The following is a 22576-nucleotide window of genomic DNA, read 5'->3' on the forward strand; positions in this document are numbered from 1 at the left end:
CACGATGACCGCCCTCTCCCGGATTCCCTCTTTCGACGCCGCCGAAACGGCCGCGCTGCTCGACTACCCCGCGCTGCTCGCGACGCTCAGGCACACCGTCGCCGAATACGCGGCGGGCGAGATCGTCAGTCCCGAACGCCTGGTCGTGCCGCTGCAGGCCGGCGGCGTGATGCTGTCGATGCCGTCGAGCGCGCGCGACCTCGCGAGCCACAAGCTCGTGAACGTGTGCCCCGGCAACGGCGCGCGCGGGCTGCCGACGATCCTCGGGCAGGTGAGCGCATACGATGCGACGACCGGCGAGCTGCGCTTCGTGCTCGACGGCCCGACGGTCACCGGGCGCCGCACGGCGGCCGTTACCGCGCTGGGCATCCAGGCGCTGCACGGCGCCGCGCCGCGTGACATCCTGCTGATCGGCACCGGCAAGCAGGCGGCCAATCACGCGGAAGCGCTCGCGGCGATCTTTCCGGACGCGCGCCTGCACGTGCGCGGCTCGCGCGCCGACAGCGCGGCCGCGTTCTGCGCCGCGCATCGCGCGCAGGCGCCGCAGCTCGCGCCGCTCGACGGCGATGCGATTCCCGATGCGATCGATGTCGTGGTCACGCTGACGACGAGCCGCACACCAGTCTATCGCGAAGCGGCACGCGAAGGCCGCCTCGTGGTCGGGGTCGGCGCGTTCACCGCGGATGCCGCCGAAATCGACGCCGATACCGTGCGCCACAGCCGGCTCGTCGTCGACGATCCGGCCGGCGCGCGCCACGAGGCCGGCGACCTGATCGTCGCGCAGGTCGACTGGCAGCAGGTCGCGTCGCTCGCCGACGTGCTGCGCGGCGCCTTCGCGCGCGGCGGCCCGCTGCTGTTCAAGACCGTCGGCTGCGCCGCATGGGATCTGGCCGCGTGCCGCACGGCACGCGACGCGCTGGCCGCGCGCCGGCACGGCTGATTCGACGGCGGCGGCGACCGGCAACCTGCCGGTTGCACCACGCACGCCAGCCAGCGCGGCTCGGGCGTCGCCGCCGCCTTCCCGTACGCGTTGTAGGAATCGCCCTACAACACGTCGAAGCGGCCTACACAAACTTCCAGTTCGGCCGATTTCATTTTTGGCGGCGCAACACGATACTGCCGGCATGAATGCCAGCCTGTCACCCGCCGTCGCGCTCAGGGTGTTTCTCGTCGATCACGCCATCGCCGTCCGGCAACGGATCGCGCTGCTCGTCGGCGCGATCCGCGGCGTCGCGGTCGTCGGCGAAGCGGAAGACGGCCAGGACGCGTGGATGCACATCCGCAGCAGCCACGCGGACGTCGTGATCGTCGACCTGCGGCTCGCGGACGGCAGCGGTCTCGACCTGATCGGGATGCTGTCGAAGGCCACGCCGCGCGTCGTCACGATCGTGCTGACGAACCACTCGGCGGCGGCATTCAGAGAGGCATGCGCGGCGGCCGGCGCCGATTATTTCTTCGACAAGACCGCCGAATTCGACGCCGCATGCCGCGTCATCGAATCCCTGGTGCACGCTCGCGCGCACCACCCCTGATCGAGCCGGAGTGACTCATGTCTACCGCCACTGCCTGCGCCACCGCCCCGCCCGTCGCGCCTCGGCCAACGACTCCGCTTCGTGCGGTCGCGCGCACCGACGCCGTCAAAACCCCGGCCGCGCGCTGCTCGGGCTGCGCGATGCGCTCGATGTGCCTGCCGCCCGACCTGACTGCGGACGAGTACGGCCGCCTCGACGCGATCATCTGCACGACCCGGCAGGTTCGCCAGGGCGACGCGCTGTTCCGCATCGACGACCCGTTCCACAGCATCTATGCAGTCCGTGCGGGCTCGTTCAAGACGGTGATGATGCATCGCGACGGCCGCGAGCACGTGACCGGCTTCCAGATCGCCGGCGAAACGCTCGGCATGGACGGCATCGGCAGCGGCCAGCACTGCTGCGACGCGATCGCGCTCGAGGACAGCGTCGTGTGCATCATCCCGTTCGGCGCGCTCGAGGCGGCGTGCCGCGAGATGAAGCCGATGCAGCATTTCCTCTACCAGATGCTGAGCAGCGAGATCGTCCGTGAATCGAGCCAGATGCTGCTGCTCGGCACGATGTCGGCCGAGCAGCGCGTCGCGCAGTTCCTGCTGAACCTGTCGGCGCGCTTCGAGGCGCGCGGCTATTCGGCATCGGAATTCAACCTGCGGATGACGCGCGAGGAAATCGGCTGCTATCTCGGCATGAAGCTCGAGACCGTCAGCCGGATGTTCTCGCGGTTCCATCGGGATTCGCTCGTCGAAACGCGCGGCAAGCGCGTGCGGATCCTCGACGCGCAGGCGCTCGCGCAGGTCTGACGCCCGACGCGCGGCCGGCGTCATTGCGCGGCCGCGCCCGTCGTGGCCGCATGCCGCGCGACCGCTTCGGGTTCGCCGGCCTGCCAGGCGGACAGCGCCTGTTCGGCTTGCGCGAACACGCGCCGGATCGTCTCGTTCACGTCGTCGCCGCTGCTGCCCGGCAGCACCGCCGGCGCGCGATCATGCATGAGCAGTTCGAGGTGCACGTCGTAGGTCCGGCCGCCGTCGCCGGTCGTGCGCGACTCGATCGCCAGCAGGCAATCGTCGAGCCGCGCGCGGAATCGTTCGAGCCGCACCAGCTGCGCCCCCGCTTCGCCTTCGAGCGCGGCGGAACCCGCGAATCCGACGCAGACGATCTGCATGCCCACGCCCATGTCGTTCCTCCTGACGCGGTCGCCGCTCGTCGACCGGATTGCCTGCCCCATGTTTCCCTGCCCTGCCCGCCGCGGAATCCGCCCGCACGCATGTCGCGCGGCGCGACGACCGATGCGGCGATCACTGCCGTGGCAGCATTGCCTCCGCGCGCCGTCGGCGCGAGGCGGTTCACATGCTGAACGTCTGCGACGCCTTCATTTCGATCCACGTCATCCCGGCCCGCAACCCTTCGATCGCGGCCTCGTGCTCCGTGGGATACGCATGACTGTGCTCGAACGTGTGGTGAAAGCGCGCCGGCCCGGTGCCGTGCTCGACCGACACACGGCAGCGGAACTCGCCGGATTCGCACTGTCGCGTCTCGATCTCGACCGACCAGTCGCGTTCATGAATCGTGCCTTGCAGTGTCATGCGTCCTCCTGCGGAATCAGCCGTCCATCCGGAAGTGACCACTGTGCAGCAACACCGGCCGGCCGCCGATTTCGTCGAGCATTTGTCGTGCCTTCGCCTCGATCGCCGACCGGTGCGCATCGAACGCATCCAGCAAATCCCGTTCCAGCAGCGACGGCGCACCGAAATGGTCTTCCAGTGCTTCGGCCGTGATCGCGCACTGCACGCAGCGGCCGTCGACCAGCGCCGAAAACGCGACGACCAGATCGCGCGCGCAATATTCGGGCGGTTCGGGTGGAAAGGCAATCTGCATCTGTCCGCCTGTCATCGTCGGGGCAATTCATGACATGAGCATAGCGGCCCGCGGCACCGCACGCTTGACCCACGTCAACCGGTTCGCTGCGCCGCACGAAGCAACGCCCGACGGGCGCTCAGCCCGCTTCCGCGTCGATCGCCGCGCCGCGTTCCGCCAGCAGTTCGCGCAGCACGCTGCGATGGCAGCGGCGCTCGTCCTCGCAGTAGCAGCCGATCGAGAACGCGCTCGTTGCCGACAGCGCGGCGAGCAGGTCCAGCACCTTCGGTGCGTCGCCGTGCGCCATTTCCGCGCGGAAGTGGCGCGTGAACGCACGCCATTCGGCGTCGGTTTCGGCAGCCTGCGCCTGCGCGACCAGCTCGGGGCTCGGCGACAGCGTCGGCAGCCACACATCATAGTAGTTGCGCGATGCGAATTCCGCCTTGGGTACCCCGCGCGGCGGCCGCCGCACCGTGCCGATCCTCAGGCCCTCGCCGGCCGCGCGCGGCGTGCCGAGCCGTACGATTCGAATTGCCATGCCGCTCCTTCGTCTTGCGTTCGATCCGCCATCGTACCGCCGCGCCGCCGCCGCGCAAGAAAAAACCGGCTGCCTCCGCGAGGGAGACAGCCGGTTCATGCGATGCGATCGGGCGCCCGGGGGCGCACCGGTCAGACGCCGCTCTTCAGCACCTTGCCGATCGCATCCGCGACGATGCCGACGTTCGAATCGTTCAGCCCCGCGACGCACATGCGGCCCGAACGCAGGATGTACACGCCGTGCACTTCGCGCAGCGCATCGACCTGCGATTCGGTCAGGCCCGTGTACGTGAACATCCCGCGCTGCTTCACGTAGCGCGTGAGGGCTTCGCCGCTGACGTAGTCGCGCAGGCCGTCGTGGATCGACTGGCGCATCCGCGCGATCCGGCGGCACATCGCGGCGAGCTCCTCTTCCCACTGCTTGCGCAGCGCGGGCGTGTTCAGCACGGTCGCGACGACCTTCGCGCCGTAGGTTTGCGGGTTGCTGTAGTTCGAGCGCACCGCGCCGGCCAGCTGGCCCAGCACGCGCTCGGCCGCGGCCGCATCGTCGCAGACGACGCTCAGGCCGCCGACGCGCTCGCCATACAGCGAGAAGTTCTTCGAGAACGAGTTCGCGACGAGTGCCGGCACGCCGCGGCGGGCCAGTTCGCGCACGGCGAACGCGTCCGCGTCGAGGCCCGCGCCGAAGCCCTGGTACGCCATGTCGACGAACGGCAGCAGCCCGCGCGCCTCGATCACGTCGATCAGCTTCTCCCACTGGCCTTCGTCGAGATCGACGCCGGTCGGGTTATGGCAGCACGCGTGCAGCAATACGATGCTGCGCGCCGGCAGCGCGTCGATCGCCGCGAGCATCGCGTCGAACTTCAGGCCGCCCGTCGCCTCGTCGTAATACGGGTACGTGTTCACCGTGAAGCCCGCGCGCTCGAAGATGAAGCGGTGGTTTTCCCAGCTCGGGTCGCTGAGCCACACCTGCGCGTCCGGGAAGTAGCGCTTCAGGAAATCGGCGCCCACTTTCAGCGCGCCCGAGCCGCCCAGCGTCTGCACGGTCGCGATGCGGCCGGCCGCACGCGCCGGATGATCGGCGCCGAACACCAGCGCCTGCACGGCGTCGCGATACGCGGCGAGGCCGACCATCGGCAGGTAAGGCTTCGGGCCGAGGTCGCGCTGCAGCGCGGTTTCGGCTTCGCGCACGGCCCCCATCACGGGAATCCGGCCTTCGGCATCGAAATAGATGCCGATGCTCAGGTTGACCTTCTGATCGCGCGGATCTTTCTGGAAGTTCTCGTTGAGCGTCAGGATCGGATCGCCCGGGTACGCGTCGATGTGTTCGAACATGGCTATGTCGGTCTCGTTTGGAAGAATGGTCGGGATGCCCGTGTCAGCGCGCGGACGCGCCGTCGCGCATCACATAGTCCGCATTCTTCTGACGGAAGCGATACCCGACCGCGAGCACCGCGAGCCATACGGGAATCAGGTACACCGACAGGCGGAGATCCGGCGTCAGGTACATCACGACGAGAATGCCGGCCATGAACGCCAGGCACAGGTAATTCGTGAAAGGATAGCCCAGACTGCGGAACGAAGTCTGCTCTCCGGCGATGCGCTTGGCCTGGCGGAACTTCAGGTGGATCAGCGTGATCATCGCCCAGTTGATGATCAGCGCCGACACGACGAGGCCCATCAGCACCTCGAACGCCTTGCCCGGCATGAAGTAGTTGACCAGCACGCACGCGCCGGTGGCGAGCGCCGACGCGCCGAGCGCGGCGAGCGGAATGCCGCGCTTGTTCACCGAGCACAGCACCTTCGGCGCGTTGCCCTGCTTCGCGAGGCCGAACAGCATCCGGCTGTTGCTGTACACGCCGCTGTTGTAGACCGACAGCGCGGCCGTCAGCACGACCACGTTCAGCACGTTCGCGACCAGGTTGCTGCTCAGCGCGTGGAAGATCAGCACGAACGGGCTGCCGCCGGTGACGACCTTCTCCCACGGATACAGCGACAGCAGCACGGCGAGCGCGCCGATGTAGAAAATCAGGATCCGGTAGATCACCTGGTTGGTCGCGCGCGGAATGCTGTGCTTCGGATCGTCGGCCTCGGCTGCGGTGATGCCGATCAGCTCCAGCCCGCCGAACGAGAACATGATCGCCGCCATCGACATCACCAGCCCCGACACGCCGTTCGGGAAGAAGCCGCCGTGCTGCCACAGGTTCGCGACGCTCGCTTCCGGCCCCGCATGGCCGCTCGCGAGCAGCCAGCCGCCGAAGCCGATCATCCCGACGATCGCGGCGACCTTGATGATCGAGAACCAGAATTCCGTCTCGCCGTACGACTTCACGCTCGCCAGGTTCAGCAGGTTGATCGCGACGAAGAACACCAGCGCCGACACCCAGGTCGGCACGCCGGGCCACCAGTACTGCACGTAGATCCCGACGGCCGACAGCTCGGCCATGCTGACGAGGATGTACAGCACCCAGTAGTTCCAGCCGGACAGGAAGCCGGTGAAGTGGCCGACGTACTTGTCGGCGAAGTAGCTGAACGAGCCGGCGACCGGCTCGTCGACCACCATCTCGCCGAGCTGGCGCATGATGAAGAACGCGACGACGCCGGCCACCGCGTAGCCGAGCAGCACGGACGGGCCGGCCATCTTGATCGTCTGCGCGATGCCGAGGAACAACCCCGTGCCGAGCGCGCCGCCGAGCGCGATCAGCTGGATGTGCCGGTTCTTCAGCCCCCGCTTCAGGCCGTCCTTCTCGTTTCCAGAAACCATGTCTTCTCCATTTTGCCCGCCTCCGCCGGAAGCGGTGCGGCGCGCCTCGGTGTGCCGGGCGCTGTTTTGCTGTGCCGGCGGCCGTTCGTGGAGCCGCCGGGTTGGGGACTGCAATCTTCGCGTGGCGACCCCCGATTCCTGTCGGCAGGCCCACCAGACCGGCCACCGACCGTCGCTCTTTCCGCCTTGCTGCAGGCGCACACGAAAATCCGGCGTCAGTTTAGCGTCGCGACAGCGAAATCGGGTTGCGTAACCGGCTCATGCAAACCCTACATTATGAGATAAGATTGCACGCGGGAGACAGATGAGGAAACAAAAATGCCTGAACCGGTTCTCGATCGCATCGATCGCCATTTGCTGTCGGTGCTGCAGGAGAACGGCCGTGCGTCGAACCTCGACCTGGCGAAGGCCGTCGGCCTGTCGCCCGCGCAGACGCTGCGACGCCACCGCCGGCTGGAGGAGATCGGCGCGATCCGCCGTTACGAAACCCGTCTGTGCCCCGACACGCTCGGGTTCGGCGTCACCGCGTTCGTACACGTGACGATGGAGCGCGGGCATATCCGCGACCTGTCGAAGTTCCAGAAACTCGTGTCGGATCTCGCGCAGATCCAGGAGTGTTTCTCGGTGACGGGCGATATCGACTACGTGCTGAAGGTCGTCGCGCGCGACCTGAAGGGGCTGTCCACGTTCCTGCTCGAAACGCTGATGCGGATTCCCGGCGTGAGCGGCGTGCATTCGAGCGTGTGCCTCGACGAGATCAAGTGCACGAGTGCGATGCCGGTGGAAGGCTGATGCGGCGCCGCGCGACCGGCCGGGCGATGCCCGGTTCGGCAGCCGCGCTCAGCGCACCGCTTCGGACGCGCTGATCAGCAACGCCCCGCACGCAATCACCAGACACCCGCCGGCGCGACGCGGCGTCAGCCGCTCGCCGAGATAGACGCGCGCGATCAGCGCCGCGAACACCACGCTCGTTTCGCGCAGCGCCGACACCGGGCCCATCGGCGCACGCTCCATCGCCCAGATCACGATCCCGTATGCGAGCGCCGCGCACACGCCGCCGCATGCGGCCTTCGCCGTTTCACCGACATCCTGCGCGAGCCGCAGCGGCCCCGCCCGCAGCCGGTAGTACGCGGCCATCAGCAAGCCGGTCAGCACGAACATCCACGCCGTATAGCCGACCGTGCTGCCGCTTTCCCGCACGCCGATCCCGTCGACCACGCTGTACGCGGCGATCGATACGCCGGTGGCGAACGCAGTCGGCAGCACCTGCGTCATCCGGTGCCGCGCGCCGCGGCCGCGCTCCAGCCCGATCGCCATGATGCCGGCGCAGATCAGCACGAGCCCGCCTTGCGCACCCGCGTTCAGGCGCTCGCCCGCGAACGCCGCGGCGCCCAGCGTGACGAGCAGCGGCGCGGTGCCGCGTGCGACCGGATAGGCGACGCTCAGGTCGCCGTGCTCGTAAGCGCGCACCAGCAGCAGCGTATAGACGACGTGGAGCACCGCCGACGCGACGACGCAGGCCCAGCTCGCGGGCGTGATCGGCGCGGCGGCCGGCAGGAACAGCAGCGCGAACAGCCCGATCGCGATCTGCAGCACCGTGGCCGAGCGCAACCGGTCGTCGCTGCTGCGCACGAGCGCATTCCACGACGCATGCAGGAAGGCCGCGCACAGGACCGCAAACAGAACGGGAATCGGCACGTTGAGCACTCGCTGACGGCCGGCAACGCGAAATCGTCGCCGCGGGCCAACCATCGTATGAATGCGTCACACGATTGTCAAAAAAAGAACGCGGCCCGGCACCCCACGAACCGGCCCGCCGCGCGCTGCCGCCCGCCCCGCGCGGCATGCGCGGCCGTGACCGTGCCCACCGCCCAATGTGTCGCCCAGGTTGCATCCGCGTGGCCCCTTTCCGCTTTCTTTCGCGCCGCGTCGCGCCGTAATGGAATCGATACCGCGGCGCAACCGTCGCGAAACCGGTCCGCCCCCATATCTTCATACCGAACTGCTTCAATGCCGGTGCTTTATCGCGTTCCGCGCCGGACCGACACGGCGACGGGGCCGATCTTCACCGTCGAAAGCCTACCTGGAGTTTCCCGATGTTCCGTCAAGCCTTGCTCGTCACCGCCTGCGCAGCCGCGGCGCTTGCGCTGTTCGCCTGCGGCGGCAGCGACGATCCCACGTCGACGCCCGCCGTGTCGTCGCAGGACGCGCTGCAGACCGCCACGCCGATCAAGCACGTCGTCGTGATCTACGGCGAAAACGTGTCGTTCGACCACTACTTCGGTACCTACCCGAACGCGTCGAACCCGTCCGGCGAACCGGCCTTCAACGCGAAGCCCGGCACGCCGGCGATCAACGGGCTGACGGGCACGCTGCTCACCGCGAACCCGAACTTCACGAACACGGCCAACGGCACCGACGCCGCGAACCCGTTCCGCCTCGACCGCACGCAGGCCGCGACCGCCGACCAGAACCATGCGTACACGGCCGAGCAGCAGGCCGAGGACAACGGCCTCGCCGACCTGTTCCCGAAGTACACCGGCAAGGGTTCGTCCGGCGGCGCCGGCGCGTTCGGCACGAAGGGCCAGGTGATGGGCTACTTCGACGGCAACACCGTGACCGCGCTGTGGAACTACGCGCAGCGCTTCGCAATGAGCGACAACGCGTACACGACGGTCTACGGCCCGTCGACGCCGGGCGCGCTGAACGTCGTGTCGGGCCAGACCAACGGGATGCAGATCGTCAAGACGTCGAAGCAGCCGTCGACGCTCGCCGCCACCTCCTACTACATCAACGACGGCCAGGGCGGCTTCACGATGATCAACGACGTCGACCCGGGCTTCGACGTGTGCTCGAGCACGACCGACCAGGCGATGATGAGCGGCAAGAACATCGGCGACCTGCTGAACGGCGCGAAGATCACGTGGGGCGGCTTCATGGGCGGCTTCAACCTGTCGACGACCAACAGCAACGGCACGACCGGCTGCAACCGCAGCACCGTGGCCACCGCCGTGAACGCCGCGACGACCGACTACATCCCGCACCACAACTGGTTCCAGTACTACGCGTCGACCGCGAACCCGCAGCACACGCGCCCGAGCGCGGTCGCGGCGATCGGTTCGAGCCTCGAAGCCGACGGCAAGACGGCCGAACCGGCGAACCACCAGTACGACACCGACGACTTCTTCGCGGCCGTGAAGGCCGGCGACTTCCCGTCGGTCAGCTTCCTGAAGGCGCCGGCCGCGCAGGATGCGCACGCCGGCTACTCGGATCCGCTCGACGAGCAGGCGTTCGTGACGAAGGTCGTCAACTTCCTGCAGCAGCAGCCCGACTGGCAGAACACGGCCGTGATCGTCACCTATGACGACTCGGACGGCTGGTACGACCACGCGTACACGGCACCGACCCGCGCGTCGTCCGACGCGGTCGACCAGGTGAACGGCAACGGCAAGTGCGGCTCGGGCGGCACCACCGGCGTGAACGGCGGCACGGTGAATGGCCGCTGCGGCCCGGGTGTGCGCATCCCGCTGGTCGTGATCTCGCCGTACGCGAAGCAGAACTACGTCGACCACACGTTGATCGACCAGGCGTCCGTCGTGCGCTTCATCGAGGACAACTGGCTCGGCGGCCAGCGCATCGGCGGCGGTTCGTTCGATGCGACGGCCGGCGACCTGCGCGGGCTGTTCGACTTCTCGTCGAAGCCGAACACGGCGCCGCTGTATCTCGATCCGGCGCAAGGCACCGTGCTGAGCGCGGCGCCGTCGATCTGACCGGCATCGCGTAACCGGTCGCAGCAGGCAACAGCAGGCCGGCGCATCGTGCGCCGGCCGTTTCCGTTTAACGCGCCGCTTTCACACGGTGCCCGATTTTCGACCGACAGCATGACAGCTCGTCCCGCGTTCCCGTCTCCCGACGCATCCGGCGCCGCCGCGCCGCGTTCCCCTGCCCGCGTGCTGCGCCGCGCGGCGTTCGCGCTCGGCGCGGCCGTGTTCGCTTATGGCGCATTCGCGATCGCGTTTCCGGCCCGCACGCCGGCGGCGATCGGCGACGTCGTCGCCGACTGGACGGGTGCGAATCCGCATCCGGTCGTGCTGCAGCGCCCAGCCGCGCAGCCGTTGTCCGCGGTCGCGCAGCTCGGGCGCGCGCTGTTCGCCGATCCGTCGCTGTCGGCATCCGGCAAGCAGTCGTGCGCGTCGTGCCACAGCCCCGATCATGCGTACGGCCCGCCGAACGGGCTCGACGTGCAGCCGGGCGGCCTCGCGATGACGCAGCAGGGCTACCGCCCGCCGCCGTCGCTGATGTACCTGTATCGCCAGCCCAACTTCAGCATCGGCCCCGATGCCGGCGAAAACGACGCCGCGCCGAGCGTCGCGCAGCAGGCGGCATCCGCGGCCGGCGCAGTCAAGGCGCAGAAGGTGGCCGGCACGTCGGCCGCGCCGCAACTCGTGCCGCAAGGCGGGATGTTCTGGGACGGCCGCGCCGATACGTTGCAGCAGCAAGCGTTCGGGCCGCTGCTGAATCCGGTCGAGATGGCGAACGCGAGCATCGACGACGTCGCGCGCAAGCTCGCGCAGTCGCCGCATCGCGCGCAGTTCGAGCAGCTGTTCGGGCCGCGCGTGTTCGCCACGCCGCAACTCGCGGTGTCGGAGGCGATGTTCGCGATCGCGCGCTATCAGGTCGAGGATCCGTCGTTCCATCCGTACAACAGCAAGTACGATCGCTGGCTCGAAGGCCGCGCGCGCCTCACGCAGGCCGAGTTGCGCGGGCTGAAGCTCTTCAACGATCCTGACAAGGCGAATTGCGCGGGCTGCCACCTGTCGAAGCCCGGCAAGGACGGCTTGCCGCCGATGTTTACCGACTACCAGTACGAGGCGCTCGGCGCGCCGCGCAACAAGGCGCTCGCGCAGAACCGCAACCCGGCGTTCTTCGATCTCGGCGTGTGCGGGCCGTTCCGCGCGGACCTGAAGGACCAGACGCAATACTGCGCGATGTTCCTCACGCCGACGCTGCGCAACGCGGCGACGCGCCACGTGTTCTTCCACAACGGCGTGTTCCATACGCTCGACCAGGTGATGGCGTTCTACAACGAACGCAGCATCTCGCCGCAGAAGTTCTATCCGCGCGGCGCGGACGGCAAGGTCGACGTGTACGACGACATCCCGGCGAAGTACCGCGCGAACGTCGACGTGACGGACGCGCCGTTCGATCGCAAGCCCGGCGACCAGCCCGCGATGACCGAGCAGGACATCAAGGATATCGAAGCGTTTCTCGGCACGCTGACCGACGAGCCGGCACGCTGACGGCTGGCCCGCCGCCGCTTTTGGTCAGCGCTGCGCGCGGATGCAGAGGAACGCCGGCGCCAGCGACAGCTCCGCATGGAGCCGCTCCGACACGGCCTTCATCTCGGGCAGCGGCGTCGGTTCGACGAACCGGTCGAGCCGCCAGCCGGCGTCGGCGAGCGCGTTCAGGATGTCGGCAAGCGGCCGGCGCCACGCTTCGACATAGGGCTTCGGTTCGCCGAAACCCGACCAGTGGAAGCCGAAACGGCTCGTATCGAAGTACGTGGCGTCCCCGCGTGTACGCTCGTCCATCCAGTCGCGCATCGGGTGCGCCATCGAGAACACGAGCGTCCCGCCGGGCCGTGCGACGCGTCTGAATTCACGCAGCGTCGGTGCGAGGTCGCGCACGTAGTCGAGCGCGAGCGAGCACAGCACCTTGTCGACCGACGCGTCGGGCAGCCACGCGAGCGGCGCCTCCAGGTCGCCCTCGACGACGTCGACCGTGAGGCCTGCGCAGCGCGTTTGCGCGAGCGCGACCATCTCGGGCGTGATGTCGAATGCGTGGACGGTCGCGCCGTGGCGCGCGAGATGCGCACTGCAGATGCCGGGCCCGCAGCCGGCGTGGAGCACCGTCAGGCCGTCGACGTCGCCGAGCAGCGCCATCGTTGTCGGACGCTCGTAGAGTGCGTTGTGCGCCTTGGTCGGCGCGATGTCCGCGTAGCGTTGCGCGAAGCTCGCATAGGCGCTGCGGGCGGACGGTTCGTTCGAATCGGGCATGCGGCATCCTTGGGCTAGGATTGGAAGATCGATTCTGCACGATCGGGGCGCGCATGGCGATGGTCGGGGCGCCGCCGCTGCGGCGCTTCAGGACTATCGCGGGTTCTCGGCCCGGTATGTGCTGTTGGGCCGCAGGACGAGCCGCTTCGCCGCCGCGTCGAGCTCCTTGCCGTGATACAGGTCCATGCATTTCAGGAAGTCGAATTTGACGTCCTTGATTTCCGACTCAACGACCGGATTCCGGTAATCGCGCGCCAGATACTTCGCGACCAGCGCTCGAACGACGTCCGGCGCGCGCTCCAGGTCGTAGTAAGTCCAGTCGCGCAGCGCGTTCGTGCTGCTGCCGATGTCCTTGCTTACGGCGGACTCCTGCCGATACGCAGTGGCCAGACACTGTGCGAGCGCCATGTCCTTGAAGTTCTGGATGTACGTCCGTGAACCGGCCTCCGGCGAGGTTTGCGCCGCTTCCTTCGCCGACACCGTTGCAGGATGAAGTGCCGCACACATCAGCGCGATCGCGATCCAGGCTTCCCTCATGACAGGCTCCAGAAATTCGCACGATCCGTACGATACCGTGCGCTCGGCTCATTGAAGTAGCAGCGGTCGTAACATGTATTTCCATTGAACAACGTTGCGTGACCCTGCGCGTCGCTCCAGCCGGAGACCTCGAACAGGATGACGCCTTGTCGCCCCGACAAGGGTCCACCGTTCGACGGCGGAAACGTGACTACCTCCGCCTTCCCCCACCGCTGCTCGAGAAAGCGATTCAAGTCACGAACGCGAAAAAAGTATTGCCGATTGTCTCCGCCCGATACCGTTTGCCCGGAAATTCGGGGAATCACCATGCCGGCCTCGCCGAGGATGTAGCTCATTCTCACCGCGCAGGTATTGCTCCACTGTTCCGAAGGGCTCGGATTGTTCACGTTCTTCTCGACGTATCCACCGATCATTTTCGCGACCCGTTCGCCGGAATTGGCCGGATCATAAATTCGCTGGGATGCCGCCCACGCAACGGCAAACGACGGTCGTTTCACTTTGGCTCCTTGTCATTGGAATGAAGTCGAATCGGCTGGCGTGCGTCGGAAAAATCACGGCCCCGCGTGGTTTCCTGACAGCCTTGGGGGCATTCGCCGCATGCATCATGATGCATTGATCGAAAGGTTTTTGTAATACCAATGCCGTGACGGCGGCAGGGGTACATCCGGCAGATTGCCGTGCTTCCCCCTCGTTTTCCCCAACCCGAATCGCCTTGACTCCGCCCGCCCAATCGTCAAAACTTCACACATCTCAAGTGTGATCACAGATCGCAGATCAAACCCCGGAGAACCCTGCCTTGACGCCCCGTATCGTCCCGCCCGCACTGAAAGCCATCGAATCTGAAACGATGGCCGACAAGGTCTACCAGCAACTGCGCGAAGCGCTGATGAGCGGCCGATTCGCGCCTGGCCAGGCGCTGAGCCTGCGCAGCGTCGCCGAGGCCGTGGGCTCGTCGACGATGCCGGTGCGCGCCGCGCTCACGCGGCTGCGCGCAGAACGTGCGCTGGTCGACGGCCCGAACCGCGCGCTCGTCGTGCCGCCGATGACGCTCGACATGCTCGACGAACTGCGCGACGTGCGGATCGCACTCGAAGGCTGCATCGCCGAGCGCGCGTGCGCACGGATGACCGCCGCGCAGATCGCTACCGTGCGCAAGACCTGCGAGACGATGCAGGCGCACGTCGAGGCCGGCCGCTCGCGCGCCTACCTGCAAAGCAATTTCGCGTTTCACAGCGCCATCTACGTGCACGGTGCCAGTGAAAGCACGCTTGCGATCGTCGAGAACCTGTGGATGCGCGTCGGTCCGTTCCTCAACATGGTCGCGCTCGACATTCCGCACATGCGGCGCTCGATGGATGCGCACCGCGCGATCGTCGATGCCCTCGAGCGGCGCGACGGCGCGGGCGTGCGAGCCGGCATCGCGCTCGACATCGGCGGCGCCGCGCACGACCTCGCCGAGACGCTGCGAGCCGAACAGACACCGCGAACCGTGAACGCGAAACCGTAGCGGCCGCCCGCCGCGACCGGACGAATCGCGAGCGGCCGCATCCGACTACACCAACGATGGAGACAACCCGGCATGACAGCTTCCGACCTGCTGAAACCCTATGACGGCCTGCGCGTCCTCGTGACGGGCGGCGCATCGGGCCTCGGCCTCGAAATCGCCTGCGCGTTCGCCGAATGCGGCGCGCGCGTGCACGTGTGCGACGCGTCGCAAGCCGCGATCGCGGCGCTCGCCGACCGGCCGCCGCGCGCCGCAACCGGCGCGATCAGTGCGACGCTTGCCGACGTATCCGATCCCGCCGCGGTCGATCGCGTATTCGCGGACGTCGCAACGACGCTCGGCGGCCTCGACGTGCTGGTCAACAACGCGGGCATCGCCGGCCCGACCGGCGGCATCGACGAAATCGACCCCGTGCAGTGGGAGCAGACCGTCGCGATCAATCTGAACGCGCAATTTCAGTTCGCCCGCCGCGCGGTGCCGCTGCTGCGCGACTCGAAACACGGCGGCGCGATCATCGCGCTGTCATCGGTCGCCGGCCGGCTCGGTTACGCGTTTCGTACGCCCTACGCGGCCACGAAATGGGCGGTGGTCGGCCTCGTGAAAAGCCTCGCGATCGAACTCGGGCCGCTCGGCATTCGCGTGAACGCGATCCAGCCCGGCATCGTGCGCGGCCCGCGGATGCGCCGCGTGATCGAGGCGCGCGCGCAGCAGCTCGGCATCGGCTACGACGAGATGGAGAAGCGCTATCTCGAGAAGATCTCGCTGCGGCGCATGACCGAGCCGGCCGAAATTGCGGCGACCGCGCTGTTCCTGTGCTCGCCGGGCGGGCATGGCATTACCGGGCAGGCGATCTCCGTCTGCGGCAACGTCGAAGTGCTCTGACGCCCCCCGCATCGTTCATCGAAAGGAATCCATCCGTGGCAAACGCTCGCAAAGTCATCATCACGTGTGCGCCGACCGGCGCGATCCATACGCCGTCGATGTCGCCGTACCTGCCCGTGACACCGCACGAAATCGAAGCGGCGGCGGTCGCGGCCGCGCAGGCCGGCGCGGCGATCCTGCACCTGCACGCACGCAACCCGTCCGACGGCAAGCCGACGCAGGATCCGGCCGTGTTCGCCGAATTCCTGCCGCGCATCAAAGCGCAGACCGACGCGGTGATCAACCTCACGTCAGGCGGCAGCCCGCACATGACGGTCGACGAACGGTTGCAACCCGCGCTGCATTTCCAGCCCGAGGTCGCCTCGTTGAACATGGGCTCGATGAATTTCGGACTCTATCCGATGCTCGAGCGCTTTCGCGAACTGAAGCATCCGTGGGAGCGCGAACATCTCGAGAAAAGCCGCGATCTCGTGTTCAAGAACACGTTCGCCGACATCGAGACGATCCTCACGCGCTGCGGCGCGAACGGCACGCGATTCGAATTCGAGTGCTACGACATCTCGCACCTGTACAACCTCGCGCACTTCGTCGACCGCGGGCTCGCAAAGCCGCCGTTCTTCGTGCAGAGCGTGTTCGGCTTGCTCGGCGGGATCGGCGCGCACCCGGAGGACCTGATGCACATGCGCCGTACGGCCGACCGTCTGTTCGGCGACGATTACGTGTGGTCGATACTCGGCGCCGGGCGCAACCAGATTCCGCTCGCGACGATCGGTGCCGCGCAAGGCGCGAATGTGCGCGTCGGGCTCGAGGATTCGCTGTGGATCGCGCCCGGCAAGCTCGCGGAATCGAGCGCCGCGCAGGTACTGAAGATGCGGCAGGTGCTCGAAGGCCTGTCGCTGGAGATCGCGACGCCGGCCGACGCGCGCGCGATGCTCAAGCTCAAGGGCGGCGACGCGGTCAAGTTCTGATCGCCGGGTTGCGCCCGACATCACGCAACACCAGAACCCGCAAGCGCAGAGACAAGGCGCCGGCCCGAGCCGGCCGGTGCCAGGATGCCTTCCATCGCCCCGCTCCCGTCGAGCGCCGCCGGCGCGGCTCCGTCGTCTGCCCCTCCGCTGCGCGCGACGCAGCGGCCTCAGCCGAACGCGGCACGCCGTGCTTGCCGTGTGCGCCCGTTCGCCATTACCGGAGTCGTCCGCATGTCCACTCATCACGCCCAGGCCCTGCCTTCCGCCGCCGGCGACGCAAGTGCGTCGCTGAACCGGCTGCTGTTTCGCAAACTGATGCCGCTGCTGATCGCCGCCTACGTAATCAGCTTCCTTGACCGCACCAACATCGCATTCGCAAAACACTCGATGGGTGTCGATCTCGGCATTTCATCGGCCGCCTACGGACTCGGCGCGGGCCTGTTCTTTCTCACCTACGCGCTGTTCGAAATCCCGAGCAACCTGATCATGCACCGGGTGGGCGCGCGCTTCTGGATCACGCGAATCATGATTACGTGGGGTGCGTTGTCGATCGCGATGGCGTTCGTTGCCGGCCCGACGTCGTTTTACGTGATGCGCCTGCTGCTCGGCGCCGCCGAAGCCGGGCTGTTTCCGGGCGTGATGCTGTACCTCACGTACTGGTTCGGTCGCGAGGAACGTGCGCGGGCGACCGGCTATTTCCTCCTCGGCGTGTGCATCGCGAACATCGTCGGTGGTCCGCTGGCCGGCGCGCTGATCGAACTCGATGGAAGGCTCGGCTTCCACGGCTGGCAATGGCTGTTCGTCGTCGAGGGAATTCCGGCCGTCCTGCTCGCCTTCGTCGTGTGGACACGCCTGCCGGACCGCCCGAGCAGCGCGCCGTGGCTGTCCCCCGAAACCGGCCGCGCGCTCGAACGCACGCTGGCGGCGGAACAGGATGCAGGCGTTGCAACCCACGGCGGCCACGCGTTCGGTGCCGCGCTGCGCGATCCGCAGATCTGGCTCGCGATCTTCGTGTACTTCTGCCACCAGTTGACCATCTACACGGTGATTTTCTTCCTGCCGGGCATCATCGGCGCATCCGGACGCTTTTCACCGTTCGCGGTGGGATTGCTGACCGCGTTGCCCTGGCTCGCTGCCGCCCTCGGCGCGTCCACACTGCCGCGCTTCGCGCGCGAGTCGCATCATTCGCGCCGGATACTGTGCGCCGGGCTCATCGTAATGGCCGCGGGAATGGTAGGTGCCGCGCATGCGTCGCCAGTGGCCGGTCTCGCTTGCGTGTGCGTGGCCGCGTCCATGTTCTTCGTCGTCCAGTCGATCGTGTTCACGTTTCCGGCGTCGCGGCTCGCGGGCAGCGCACTGGCCGGCGGGCTCGGGCTCGTGAATACGTGCGGGCTGCTGGGCGGCTTCGTCGGGCCAACCGTCGTCGGCGCGATCGAACAGACGACCGGCAACGCGAAGAACGGGCTGACGCTGCTGGCGGCGGCGCTCGTCGTCGCAGCGTTCGCGAGCCTCGCGTTGCGTCACGGACACGAGCGCGCCGACGCACGGTCGCGCGATTGAGGACAGACGAAATCCAGGCCGGCGAAATGCGGGCTTCGCCCCGCCCGCATCTCGCGTCACTTCGTCAGAACAGATACATCCCCGCGATGAACACCACGCCCGAGAACAGCAGCGTCGTCACGCAGTAGCCCATGATGTCGCGCACGCCGAGCCCCGCGATTGCGAGCGCGGGCAGCGCCCAGAACGGTTGCGCCATGTTGGTCCACGCCTCGCCGTACGCGATCGCCATCGCAGCCTTGCCGAGATCGGCGCCGAGCGCCTGCGCGGCCGGCATCACGAACGGACCTTGCACGACCCAGTGGCCGCCACCCGACGGCACCGCGAAATTGATCACGGCGGAACTGAGGAACGCGAGTAGCGGAAACGTGTGCACGTTCGCGATATCGACGAACCACTTCGTGATCACGCCCGCGAGCCCCGAGTGATCCATCAGCGCCTGGATCCCCGCATAGAACGGGAACTGGATCATGATTCCCGACGCACCGCGCGCCGCACCGGCCACCGCGCGCGCATACGCCATCGGCGTGCGGTGCAGCAGGATGCCGGCCGCGAGAAACGCGAGGTTCACGGTGTCGATGTCGAGCGCGAAGCCCTTCTGCATGAAACGCAGCACGAGGAACGCCGCGCACAGCGCCGCGACGACGACCGACAGCGCGCGGCTCTCCTCGAGCCGCTCGGCGAACGTCGCATCGGGTCCGAGCTGGCGCTCGACGCTCGGCGGCTCCGCGAGCAGCGCCGGATCGACGCTCACGACGTCGCCGGGCTTCGGCATCATCATCCGCGCGAGAAACGGCAGCATCACGATCAGCCCGATCGTGATGAACGCGTTGTAGCCGGTGAAGATCGTGTCCGATACCGGAATCAGCCCGATGGTCTTTTCCATCGGATTGCCTTTCGTCGCGGCGACGAGCGGGACCGAACCCGACAGCCCGCCGTGCCAGCTCAGGAAGCCCATGTACGCGGACGCAACGAGCAGCCGGTAGTCGCTGCCGGCCACGCGCCGCGCGACCTCGCGCGCGAGCATCGCGCCGAGCACGAGGCCGAAGCCCCAGTTGATCGCACACGCGAGCGCGCCGACGAACGCGACGAGCATCACGCCCTGCCCCGGCGTGCGCGCGGTGCTTGCAAGCGCAACCAACAGCCGCCGCACCGGCGGCGAACTCGCCAGCGCATGGCCGGTCACGAGAATCATCACCATCTGCATCGAGAACGCGAGCAGGTTCCAGAAGCCGGCACCCCACATCGTCGTGAGCTGCACGGGGGTATTCGGCGTGAGGCCGAACGCGAGCGCGAACGTGGCGACGGTCAGCAGGATCGCGAAAATCAACGGGTCGGGCAATACGCGGTGGACGACCTGGGTGAAAAAGCGGGAAATGCGTTGAATCAAGTTGTGCTCCTCGTTTCCTGATAGGGACGTCCGCGCACATATGGTTCGTTGTTCGGTGGCGCGGAAACGCGCGGATTCTTGCACAGAACCGGCAGACGCGCTTCGGCGTGATCCGGTCGCGATACGGGCTGGAAACCGGCAAGGAAACGGGAAAAAGCGATGACAGGCAGCCCGGGCGCCGCAGCCTGTGCCGAGGAGGGCTACCGGGTCGCCGTCACTGGCGTGGCGACGGCCGCGACCGCCCCCATCCGCCCCTCCACCACCCACTGCGCGAACCGGTACGCAACCAGCGAGCCCGCGACGGCCAGCAGCATCGGCACCAGGCTGTCGTGATTCGCGCGCGTGAATTCGAGCAGCAGCACGACGGCCGTGATCGGCATCTGCATCGACGCGGCAAGGAACGCGGTCGCGCCGACCAGCGCGCATCCGCCGATCGACGCGCCCGGCCACACGAGGCTCCACATCCCGCCGAGCACGACGCCGAGCAGCGCGCCGTTCGCGAGACCGGGCGTCAGCAGCCCGCCCTCCGCCCCCGCGCGCAGGCTGCCCGCCTCGATCGCCACCTTCAGCACGAGCAGCGTCGCCGCGAGCCCGATCGTCAGCGTGCCGTCGAAGCCCATCGAAGCCGGCCCCTTGCCGTTGCCGAGCAGTTGCGGAAAGCGCATCGCGAGCACGCCGATCACCGCAAAATTGATCAGCGCGAGCACCGGCAGCAGCCGGCCCTTCGGTGCATCCGCCCGCGCGCGGCTCGTGAGCCGCACGAAGCCGTACGCGGCGAAACCGAACAGCGGCCCGCAGACGATCGACCACGCGACGAGCGGCGTGCTCAGCACGAACGCAGGCACCTTGTACTGATGTTCGTTGCCGAGGCCGATCCATGCGACGGCCGCCGCAATCGCCGACGTGACGACGGCGACCACCAGCGCGCGCAGTTCGAACGTGCCGAGCAGCACTTCGAGCACGAACACCGCACCGCCGAGCGGCACGTTGTAGACGGCCGCGAGCCCGGCACCCGCACCGCACGCGACCATCAGCCGGCAGTCGGCGGGCGTCAACCCCGCGCGGTGCGCGAGCTGCCCGGCCAGCAGCGAGCCGATCTCGCGCGGCGCGACTTCGCGGCCGAGCGGCGAACCAAGCGCGACGGTGACGATCTGCAGCAGCGCGTGCACCGTCGTGCTGACGAACGGCATCCGCGGATCGGCGGCACGCACCGCACGGCGGATGCTGACGAGCGGCCGGCCATAGCGGTACAGCGCCCACCAGCCGCCGCCCGCGACGAGCCCGCAGACGACGAGTACCGCGAGCCGGCGCTGCGGGTCGGCCTGGCTCACGCCGGTAAGGAAGCTCTCGGTGCCGACCACGTGCGCGAGGCTGTAGTCGTACGCGACGTGCTGGATCGCGTGCAGCAGCAGCGCGAGCAGCATCCCGCCGACGCCAGCGCCGATGCCGGTCAGGATCGTGACGGCAGCCATCCGCGCAAACGGGCTGACGGACGGCGAGGAAGACGCGGGAGCAGACGGGAGATCGAGGCGCATGAGGTCGGCGGACGATGATCGACAAGACGGCGCGCACCATGCACGCCGCCGTCAGGACCGCATCGTAGGCGTCGATCTCTCATGAGACAAACGTATTTTTCTGATCAACTCATGCATTCAGCGCATACAAGAAAGACGGCAGTTCCCGACGGGGCGTGCCGCCGTGCGCCGCCGTCCGCCGCCGTCGCCGCGTCCGCGTCACTCCGGATACGTGACGCGCTCCGGCTCGCGCCGCATGATCACCTTCCCGTGGCGCACCGACAGCGTGGCCTTCACCTGCCGGCGCACGGCTTCATAGTCGCTGTCGGCATCGAGCACGACCAGGTTCGCCGGCCGCCCGACCGCGATCCCGTAGCCGTCGCCGAGATGCATCGTCGTCGCGCTGTGATCGGTCACGAAGTCGAGGCAGCGCTGCAGGTCCTGGTAGCCCATCATGTGGCAGATGTGCAGGCCCGCGTCGAGCACGCGCAGGATGTTGCCGTTGCCGAGCGGATACCACGGATCCTTGATCGAATCCTGTCCGAAGCACACGTTCAGGCCCGCGCGATCGAGTTCCGCGACGCGCGTGAGCCCGCGCCGCTTCGGAAACGTGTCGAAGCGCCCCTGCAGATGGATGCTCTCGGTCGGGCACGACACGAAGTTCAGGCCCGCACGCTTCAGCAGCCGGAACAGCTTCGAGCAATACGCGTTGTCGTACGAGCCCATCGCGGTCGTGTGGCTCGCGGTCACGCGCGCGCCCATGCCGCGCACGCGCGCCTCTTCCGCGAGGACTTCCAGAAAGCGCGAATGCGGATCGTCGGTCTCGTCGCAGTGCACGTCGACGAGGCAGCCGGTGCGCTCGGCCAGCTCCATCAGGAAGCGGATCGAGCTGACGCCCTGCTCGCGCGTGTTCTCGAAATGCGGGATCCCGCCGACGACGTCCGCGCCGAGTTCGATCGCCTGCGCCATCAGCGCGCGGCCGCCGTCGAACGACTCGATGCCTTCCTGCGGAAACGCGACGATCTGCAGGTCGATCACCCCGCGCGCCTCGTCCTTCACTTCGAGCATCGCCTTCAGCGCGGCCAGCGTCGGATCGGTGACGTCGACGTGGGTGCGCACGTGCTGGATGCCGTGATCGCGCAGCATGCCGATCGCCGCATGCGCGCGCGCCTTCGTGTCCTCGTGCGTGATCGTCGCCTTGCGCTCGGACCAGCGCTCGATGCCCTCGAACAGCGTGCCGCTCATGTTCCAGGCCGGCTCGCCGGCCGTGAGCACGGCATCGAGATGGATATGCGGTTCGACGAGCGGGGCAATCGCGAGACGGCCGCCCGCATCGACGTCGCCGGCGCCGACCGATGCGACCGGCGCTGCTTGCGCGTCGATCCGCGCGATCCGGTCGCCGTCGATGCCGATCGTAAACAGCCCGTCGCGGCCGCGCAGGCGTGCATTGAAGAGGTTCATGGTGGGTCCAGGCGTCATGCGGC

At 67.8% G+C, this 22576-nt stretch carries 23 protein-coding genes; 10 read left to right on the forward strand and 13 right to left on the reverse strand.

Annotated features, from left to right (window positions below):
• Nucleotides 1-4 precede the first annotated feature (4 nt).
• The 3 genes from lhpI to U5A56_RS04960 all read left to right on the forward strand — a co-directional run bounded on the left by lhpI (nucleotide 5) and on the right by U5A56_RS04960 (nucleotide 2329).
• On the forward strand, nucleotides 5-940 hold the full coding sequence (lhpI, locus tag U5A56_RS04950; RefSeq protein WP_124551064.1) for a bifunctional Delta(1)-pyrroline-2-carboxylate/Delta(1)-piperideine-2-carboxylate reductase: 936 nt from the start codon (nucleotides 5-7) through the stop codon (nucleotides 938-940).
• A 184-nt stretch (nucleotides 941-1124) separates the two neighbouring features.
• A complete protein-coding gene (locus tag U5A56_RS04955) occupies nucleotides 1125-1532 on the forward strand; it encodes a response regulator transcription factor (protein WP_124484869.1) in 408 nt (135 codons plus the stop codon).
• A 17-nt stretch (nucleotides 1533-1549) separates the two neighbouring features.
• Complete coding sequence (locus tag U5A56_RS04960) at nucleotides 1550-2329, forward strand: helix-turn-helix domain-containing protein (RefSeq protein ID WP_321921113.1); 780 nt, start codon at nucleotides 1550-1552, stop codon at nucleotides 2327-2329.
• 20 nt (nucleotides 2330-2349) lie between these two features.
• On the opposite strand, the gene U5A56_RS04965 is transcribed toward U5A56_RS04960, so the two are convergent.
• From U5A56_RS04965 to U5A56_RS04990, 6 genes are all read right to left on the reverse strand, one after another.
• The gene (locus U5A56_RS04965; RefSeq protein ID WP_044843071.1) at nucleotides 2350-2703 is read right to left on the reverse strand and encodes a hypothetical protein; all 354 of its coding nucleotides are present in this window, start codon (nucleotides 2701-2703) and stop codon (nucleotides 2350-2352) included.
• Nucleotides 2704-2872: 169 nt separating this feature from the next.
• Nucleotides 2873-3112, reverse strand: a complete 240-nt coding sequence (locus U5A56_RS04970; protein WP_124519488.1) for a UDP-glucose 4-epimerase — start codon at nucleotides 3110-3112, stop codon at nucleotides 2873-2875.
• Nucleotides 3113-3128: 16 nt separating this feature from the next.
• On the reverse strand, nucleotides 3129-3419 hold the full coding sequence (locus tag U5A56_RS04975; RefSeq protein WP_044843069.1) for a DUF1488 domain-containing protein: 291 nt from the start codon (nucleotides 3417-3419) through the stop codon (nucleotides 3129-3131).
• Between the two features lie 103 nt (nucleotides 3420-3522).
• Nucleotides 3523-3921: a DUF488 domain-containing protein gene (locus tag U5A56_RS04980; RefSeq protein WP_124484871.1), complete on the reverse strand. Its 399-nt coding sequence runs from the start codon at nucleotides 3919-3921 to the stop codon at nucleotides 3523-3525.
• A gap of 131 nt (nucleotides 3922-4052) precedes the next feature.
• Nucleotides 4053-5255 carry an amino acid aminotransferase gene (locus U5A56_RS04985; RefSeq protein WP_124484872.1) on the reverse strand — a complete coding sequence of 401 codons (1203 nt, stop codon included), beginning with the start codon at nucleotides 5253-5255 and terminating at the stop codon, nucleotides 4053-4055.
• Nucleotides 5256-5298: 43 nt separating this feature from the next.
• Nucleotides 5299-6684, reverse strand: a complete 1386-nt coding sequence (locus U5A56_RS04990) for an amino acid permease (protein WP_124484873.1) — start codon at nucleotides 6682-6684, stop codon at nucleotides 5299-5301.
• A 318-nt stretch (nucleotides 6685-7002) separates the two neighbouring features.
• On the opposite strand from U5A56_RS04990, the gene U5A56_RS04995 reads away from it, so the two are divergent.
• Nucleotides 7003-7476 carry an Lrp/AsnC family transcriptional regulator gene (locus tag U5A56_RS04995; RefSeq protein WP_044843065.1) on the forward strand — a complete coding sequence of 158 codons (474 nt, stop codon included), beginning with the start codon at nucleotides 7003-7005 and terminating at the stop codon, nucleotides 7474-7476.
• A gap of 48 nt (nucleotides 7477-7524) precedes the next feature.
• Here U5A56_RS04995 and U5A56_RS05000 read toward each other — a convergent pair whose 3' ends face one another.
• On the reverse strand, nucleotides 7525-8436 hold the full coding sequence (locus U5A56_RS05000) for an EamA family transporter (RefSeq protein ID WP_321921116.1): 912 nt from the start codon (nucleotides 8434-8436) through the stop codon (nucleotides 7525-7527).
• 344 nt (nucleotides 8437-8780) lie between these two features.
• Here U5A56_RS05000 and U5A56_RS05005 point away from each other — a divergent pair, with 344 nt between their 5' ends.
• Nucleotides 8781-10454 (forward strand): alkaline phosphatase family protein, encoded by a 1674-nt coding sequence (locus tag U5A56_RS05005; RefSeq protein WP_321921118.1) that lies wholly within the window; start codon nucleotides 8781-8783, stop codon nucleotides 10452-10454.
• Between the two features lie 111 nt (nucleotides 10455-10565).
• Complete coding sequence (locus U5A56_RS05010; RefSeq protein ID WP_321921120.1) at nucleotides 10566-11984, forward strand: cytochrome-c peroxidase; 1419 nt, start codon at nucleotides 10566-10568, stop codon at nucleotides 11982-11984.
• Nucleotides 11985-12008: 24 nt separating this feature from the next.
• Here U5A56_RS05010 and U5A56_RS05015 read toward each other — a convergent pair whose 3' ends face one another.
• From U5A56_RS05015 to U5A56_RS05025, 3 genes are all read right to left on the reverse strand, one after another.
• Nucleotides 12009-12740 (reverse strand): class I SAM-dependent methyltransferase, encoded by a 732-nt coding sequence (locus U5A56_RS05015; RefSeq protein WP_321921122.1) that lies wholly within the window; start codon nucleotides 12738-12740, stop codon nucleotides 12009-12011.
• Nucleotides 12741-12833: 93 nt separating this feature from the next.
• Nucleotides 12834-13277, reverse strand: a complete 444-nt coding sequence (locus U5A56_RS05020; RefSeq protein ID WP_321921124.1) for a type VI secretion system amidase immunity protein Tai4 — start codon at nucleotides 13275-13277, stop codon at nucleotides 12834-12836.
• Nucleotides 13274-13774, reverse strand: a complete 501-nt coding sequence (locus U5A56_RS05025) for a type VI secretion system amidase effector protein Tae4 (RefSeq protein ID WP_321921125.1) — start codon at nucleotides 13772-13774, stop codon at nucleotides 13274-13276. Before U5A56_RS05025 ends, U5A56_RS05020 begins: the two co-directional genes overlap by 4 nt.
• A gap of 299 nt (nucleotides 13775-14073) precedes the next feature.
• Between U5A56_RS05025 and U5A56_RS05030 the strand changes: the two genes are divergently transcribed.
• The 4 genes from U5A56_RS05030 (at nucleotide 14074) to U5A56_RS05045 (ending at nucleotide 18191) form a co-directional block, all read left to right on the forward strand.
• The gene (locus U5A56_RS05030) at nucleotides 14074-14784 is read left to right on the forward strand and encodes a GntR family transcriptional regulator (RefSeq protein WP_321921127.1); all 711 of its coding nucleotides are present in this window, start codon (nucleotides 14074-14076) and stop codon (nucleotides 14782-14784) included.
• 72 nt (nucleotides 14785-14856) lie between these two features.
• On the forward strand, nucleotides 14857-15663 hold the full coding sequence (locus tag U5A56_RS05035) for an SDR family oxidoreductase (RefSeq protein ID WP_321921129.1): 807 nt from the start codon (nucleotides 14857-14859) through the stop codon (nucleotides 15661-15663).
• Between the two features lie 35 nt (nucleotides 15664-15698).
• Nucleotides 15699-16631, forward strand: a complete 933-nt coding sequence (locus U5A56_RS05040; protein ID WP_321921131.1) for a 3-keto-5-aminohexanoate cleavage protein — start codon at nucleotides 15699-15701, stop codon at nucleotides 16629-16631.
• Between the two features lie 231 nt (nucleotides 16632-16862).
• The gene (locus U5A56_RS05045; protein ID WP_321921132.1) at nucleotides 16863-18191 is read left to right on the forward strand and encodes an MFS transporter; all 1329 of its coding nucleotides are present in this window, start codon (nucleotides 16863-16865) and stop codon (nucleotides 18189-18191) included.
• 64 nt (nucleotides 18192-18255) lie between these two features.
• Here the strand turns inward: U5A56_RS05045 and U5A56_RS05050 are convergent, their stop codons facing one another.
• The 3 genes from U5A56_RS05050 to codA all read right to left on the reverse strand — a co-directional run bounded on the left by U5A56_RS05050 (nucleotide 18256) and on the right by codA (nucleotide 22553).
• Nucleotides 18256-19578 carry a TIGR00366 family protein gene (locus tag U5A56_RS05050; RefSeq protein ID WP_321921134.1) on the reverse strand — a complete coding sequence of 441 codons (1323 nt, stop codon included), beginning with the start codon at nucleotides 19576-19578 and terminating at the stop codon, nucleotides 18256-18258.
• A gap of 200 nt (nucleotides 19579-19778) precedes the next feature.
• On the reverse strand, nucleotides 19779-21113 hold the full coding sequence (locus tag U5A56_RS05055) for a chloride channel protein (protein WP_321921136.1): 1335 nt from the start codon (nucleotides 21111-21113) through the stop codon (nucleotides 19779-19781).
• Nucleotides 21114-21311: 198 nt separating this feature from the next.
• Entirely contained in the window at nucleotides 21312-22553 is a 1242-nt protein-coding gene (codA, locus tag U5A56_RS05060) for a cytosine deaminase (protein WP_321921137.1), read from the reverse strand.
• Between the last annotated feature and the right edge of the window lie 23 nt (nucleotides 22554-22576).

It is taken from the genome of Burkholderia sp. BCC1998, from assembly GCF_905339875.1.
Lineage (GTDB): Bacteria > Pseudomonadota > Gammaproteobacteria > Burkholderiales > Burkholderiaceae > Burkholderia.

What these genes read in the sequence shown, in the direction of transcription:
- U5A56_RS04990 (WP_124484873.1), bottom strand. Translation starts at nt 6,684, where the DNA reads ATGGTTTCTGGAAACGAGAAGGACGGCCTGAAGCGGGGGCTGAAGAAC.
- U5A56_RS05045 (WP_321921132.1), top strand. Translation starts at nt 16,863, where the DNA reads ATGTCCACTCATCACGCCCAGGCCCTGCCTTCCGCCGCCGGCGACGCA.
- U5A56_RS05035 (WP_321921129.1), top strand. Translation starts at nt 14,857, where the DNA reads ATGACAGCTTCCGACCTGCTGAAACCCTATGACGGCCTGCGCGTCCTC.
- lhpI (WP_124551064.1), top strand. Translation starts at nt 5, where the DNA reads ATGACCGCCCTCTCCCGGATTCCCTCTTTCGACGCCGCCGAAACGGCC.
- U5A56_RS05010 (WP_321921120.1), top strand. Translation starts at nt 10,566, where the DNA reads ATGACAGCTCGTCCCGCGTTCCCGTCTCCCGACGCATCCGGCGCCGCC.
- U5A56_RS04985 (WP_124484872.1), bottom strand. Translation starts at nt 5,255, where the DNA reads ATGTTCGAACACATCGACGCGTACCCGGGCGATCCGATCCTGACGCTC.
- U5A56_RS05020 (WP_321921124.1), bottom strand. Translation starts at nt 13,277, where the DNA reads ATGAGGGAAGCCTGGATCGCGATCGCGCTGATGTGTGCGGCACTTCAT.
- U5A56_RS04955 (WP_124484869.1), top strand. Translation starts at nt 1,125, where the DNA reads ATGAATGCCAGCCTGTCACCCGCCGTCGCGCTCAGGGTGTTTCTCGTC.
- U5A56_RS05055 (WP_321921136.1), bottom strand. Translation starts at nt 21,113, where the DNA reads ATGCGCCTCGATCTCCCGTCTGCTCCCGCGTCTTCCTCGCCGTCCGTC.
- U5A56_RS04995 (WP_044843065.1), top strand. Translation starts at nt 7,003, where the DNA reads ATGCCTGAACCGGTTCTCGATCGCATCGATCGCCATTTGCTGTCGGTG.
- U5A56_RS04965 (WP_044843071.1), bottom strand. Translation starts at nt 2,703, where the DNA reads ATGGGCGTGGGCATGCAGATCGTCTGCGTCGGATTCGCGGGTTCCGCC.
- U5A56_RS04975 (WP_044843069.1), bottom strand. Translation starts at nt 3,419, where the DNA reads ATGACAGGCGGACAGATGCAGATTGCCTTTCCACCCGAACCGCCCGAA.
- U5A56_RS04960 (WP_321921113.1), top strand. Translation starts at nt 1,550, where the DNA reads ATGTCTACCGCCACTGCCTGCGCCACCGCCCCGCCCGTCGCGCCTCGG.
- U5A56_RS04980 (WP_124484871.1), bottom strand. Translation starts at nt 3,921, where the DNA reads ATGGCAATTCGAATCGTACGGCTCGGCACGCCGCGCGCGGCCGGCGAG.
- U5A56_RS05005 (WP_321921118.1), top strand. Translation starts at nt 8,781, where the DNA reads ATGTTCCGTCAAGCCTTGCTCGTCACCGCCTGCGCAGCCGCGGCGCTT.
- U5A56_RS05015 (WP_321921122.1), bottom strand. Translation starts at nt 12,740, where the DNA reads ATGCCCGATTCGAACGAACCGTCCGCCCGCAGCGCCTATGCGAGCTTC.
- U5A56_RS04970 (WP_124519488.1), bottom strand. Translation starts at nt 3,112, where the DNA reads ATGACACTGCAAGGCACGATTCATGAACGCGACTGGTCGGTCGAGATC.
- U5A56_RS05000 (WP_321921116.1), bottom strand. Translation starts at nt 8,436, where the DNA reads ATGGTTGGCCCGCGGCGACGATTTCGCGTTGCCGGCCGTCAGCGAGTG.
- codA (WP_321921137.1), bottom strand. Translation starts at nt 22,553, where the DNA reads ATGAACCTCTTCAATGCACGCCTGCGCGGCCGCGACGGGCTGTTTACG.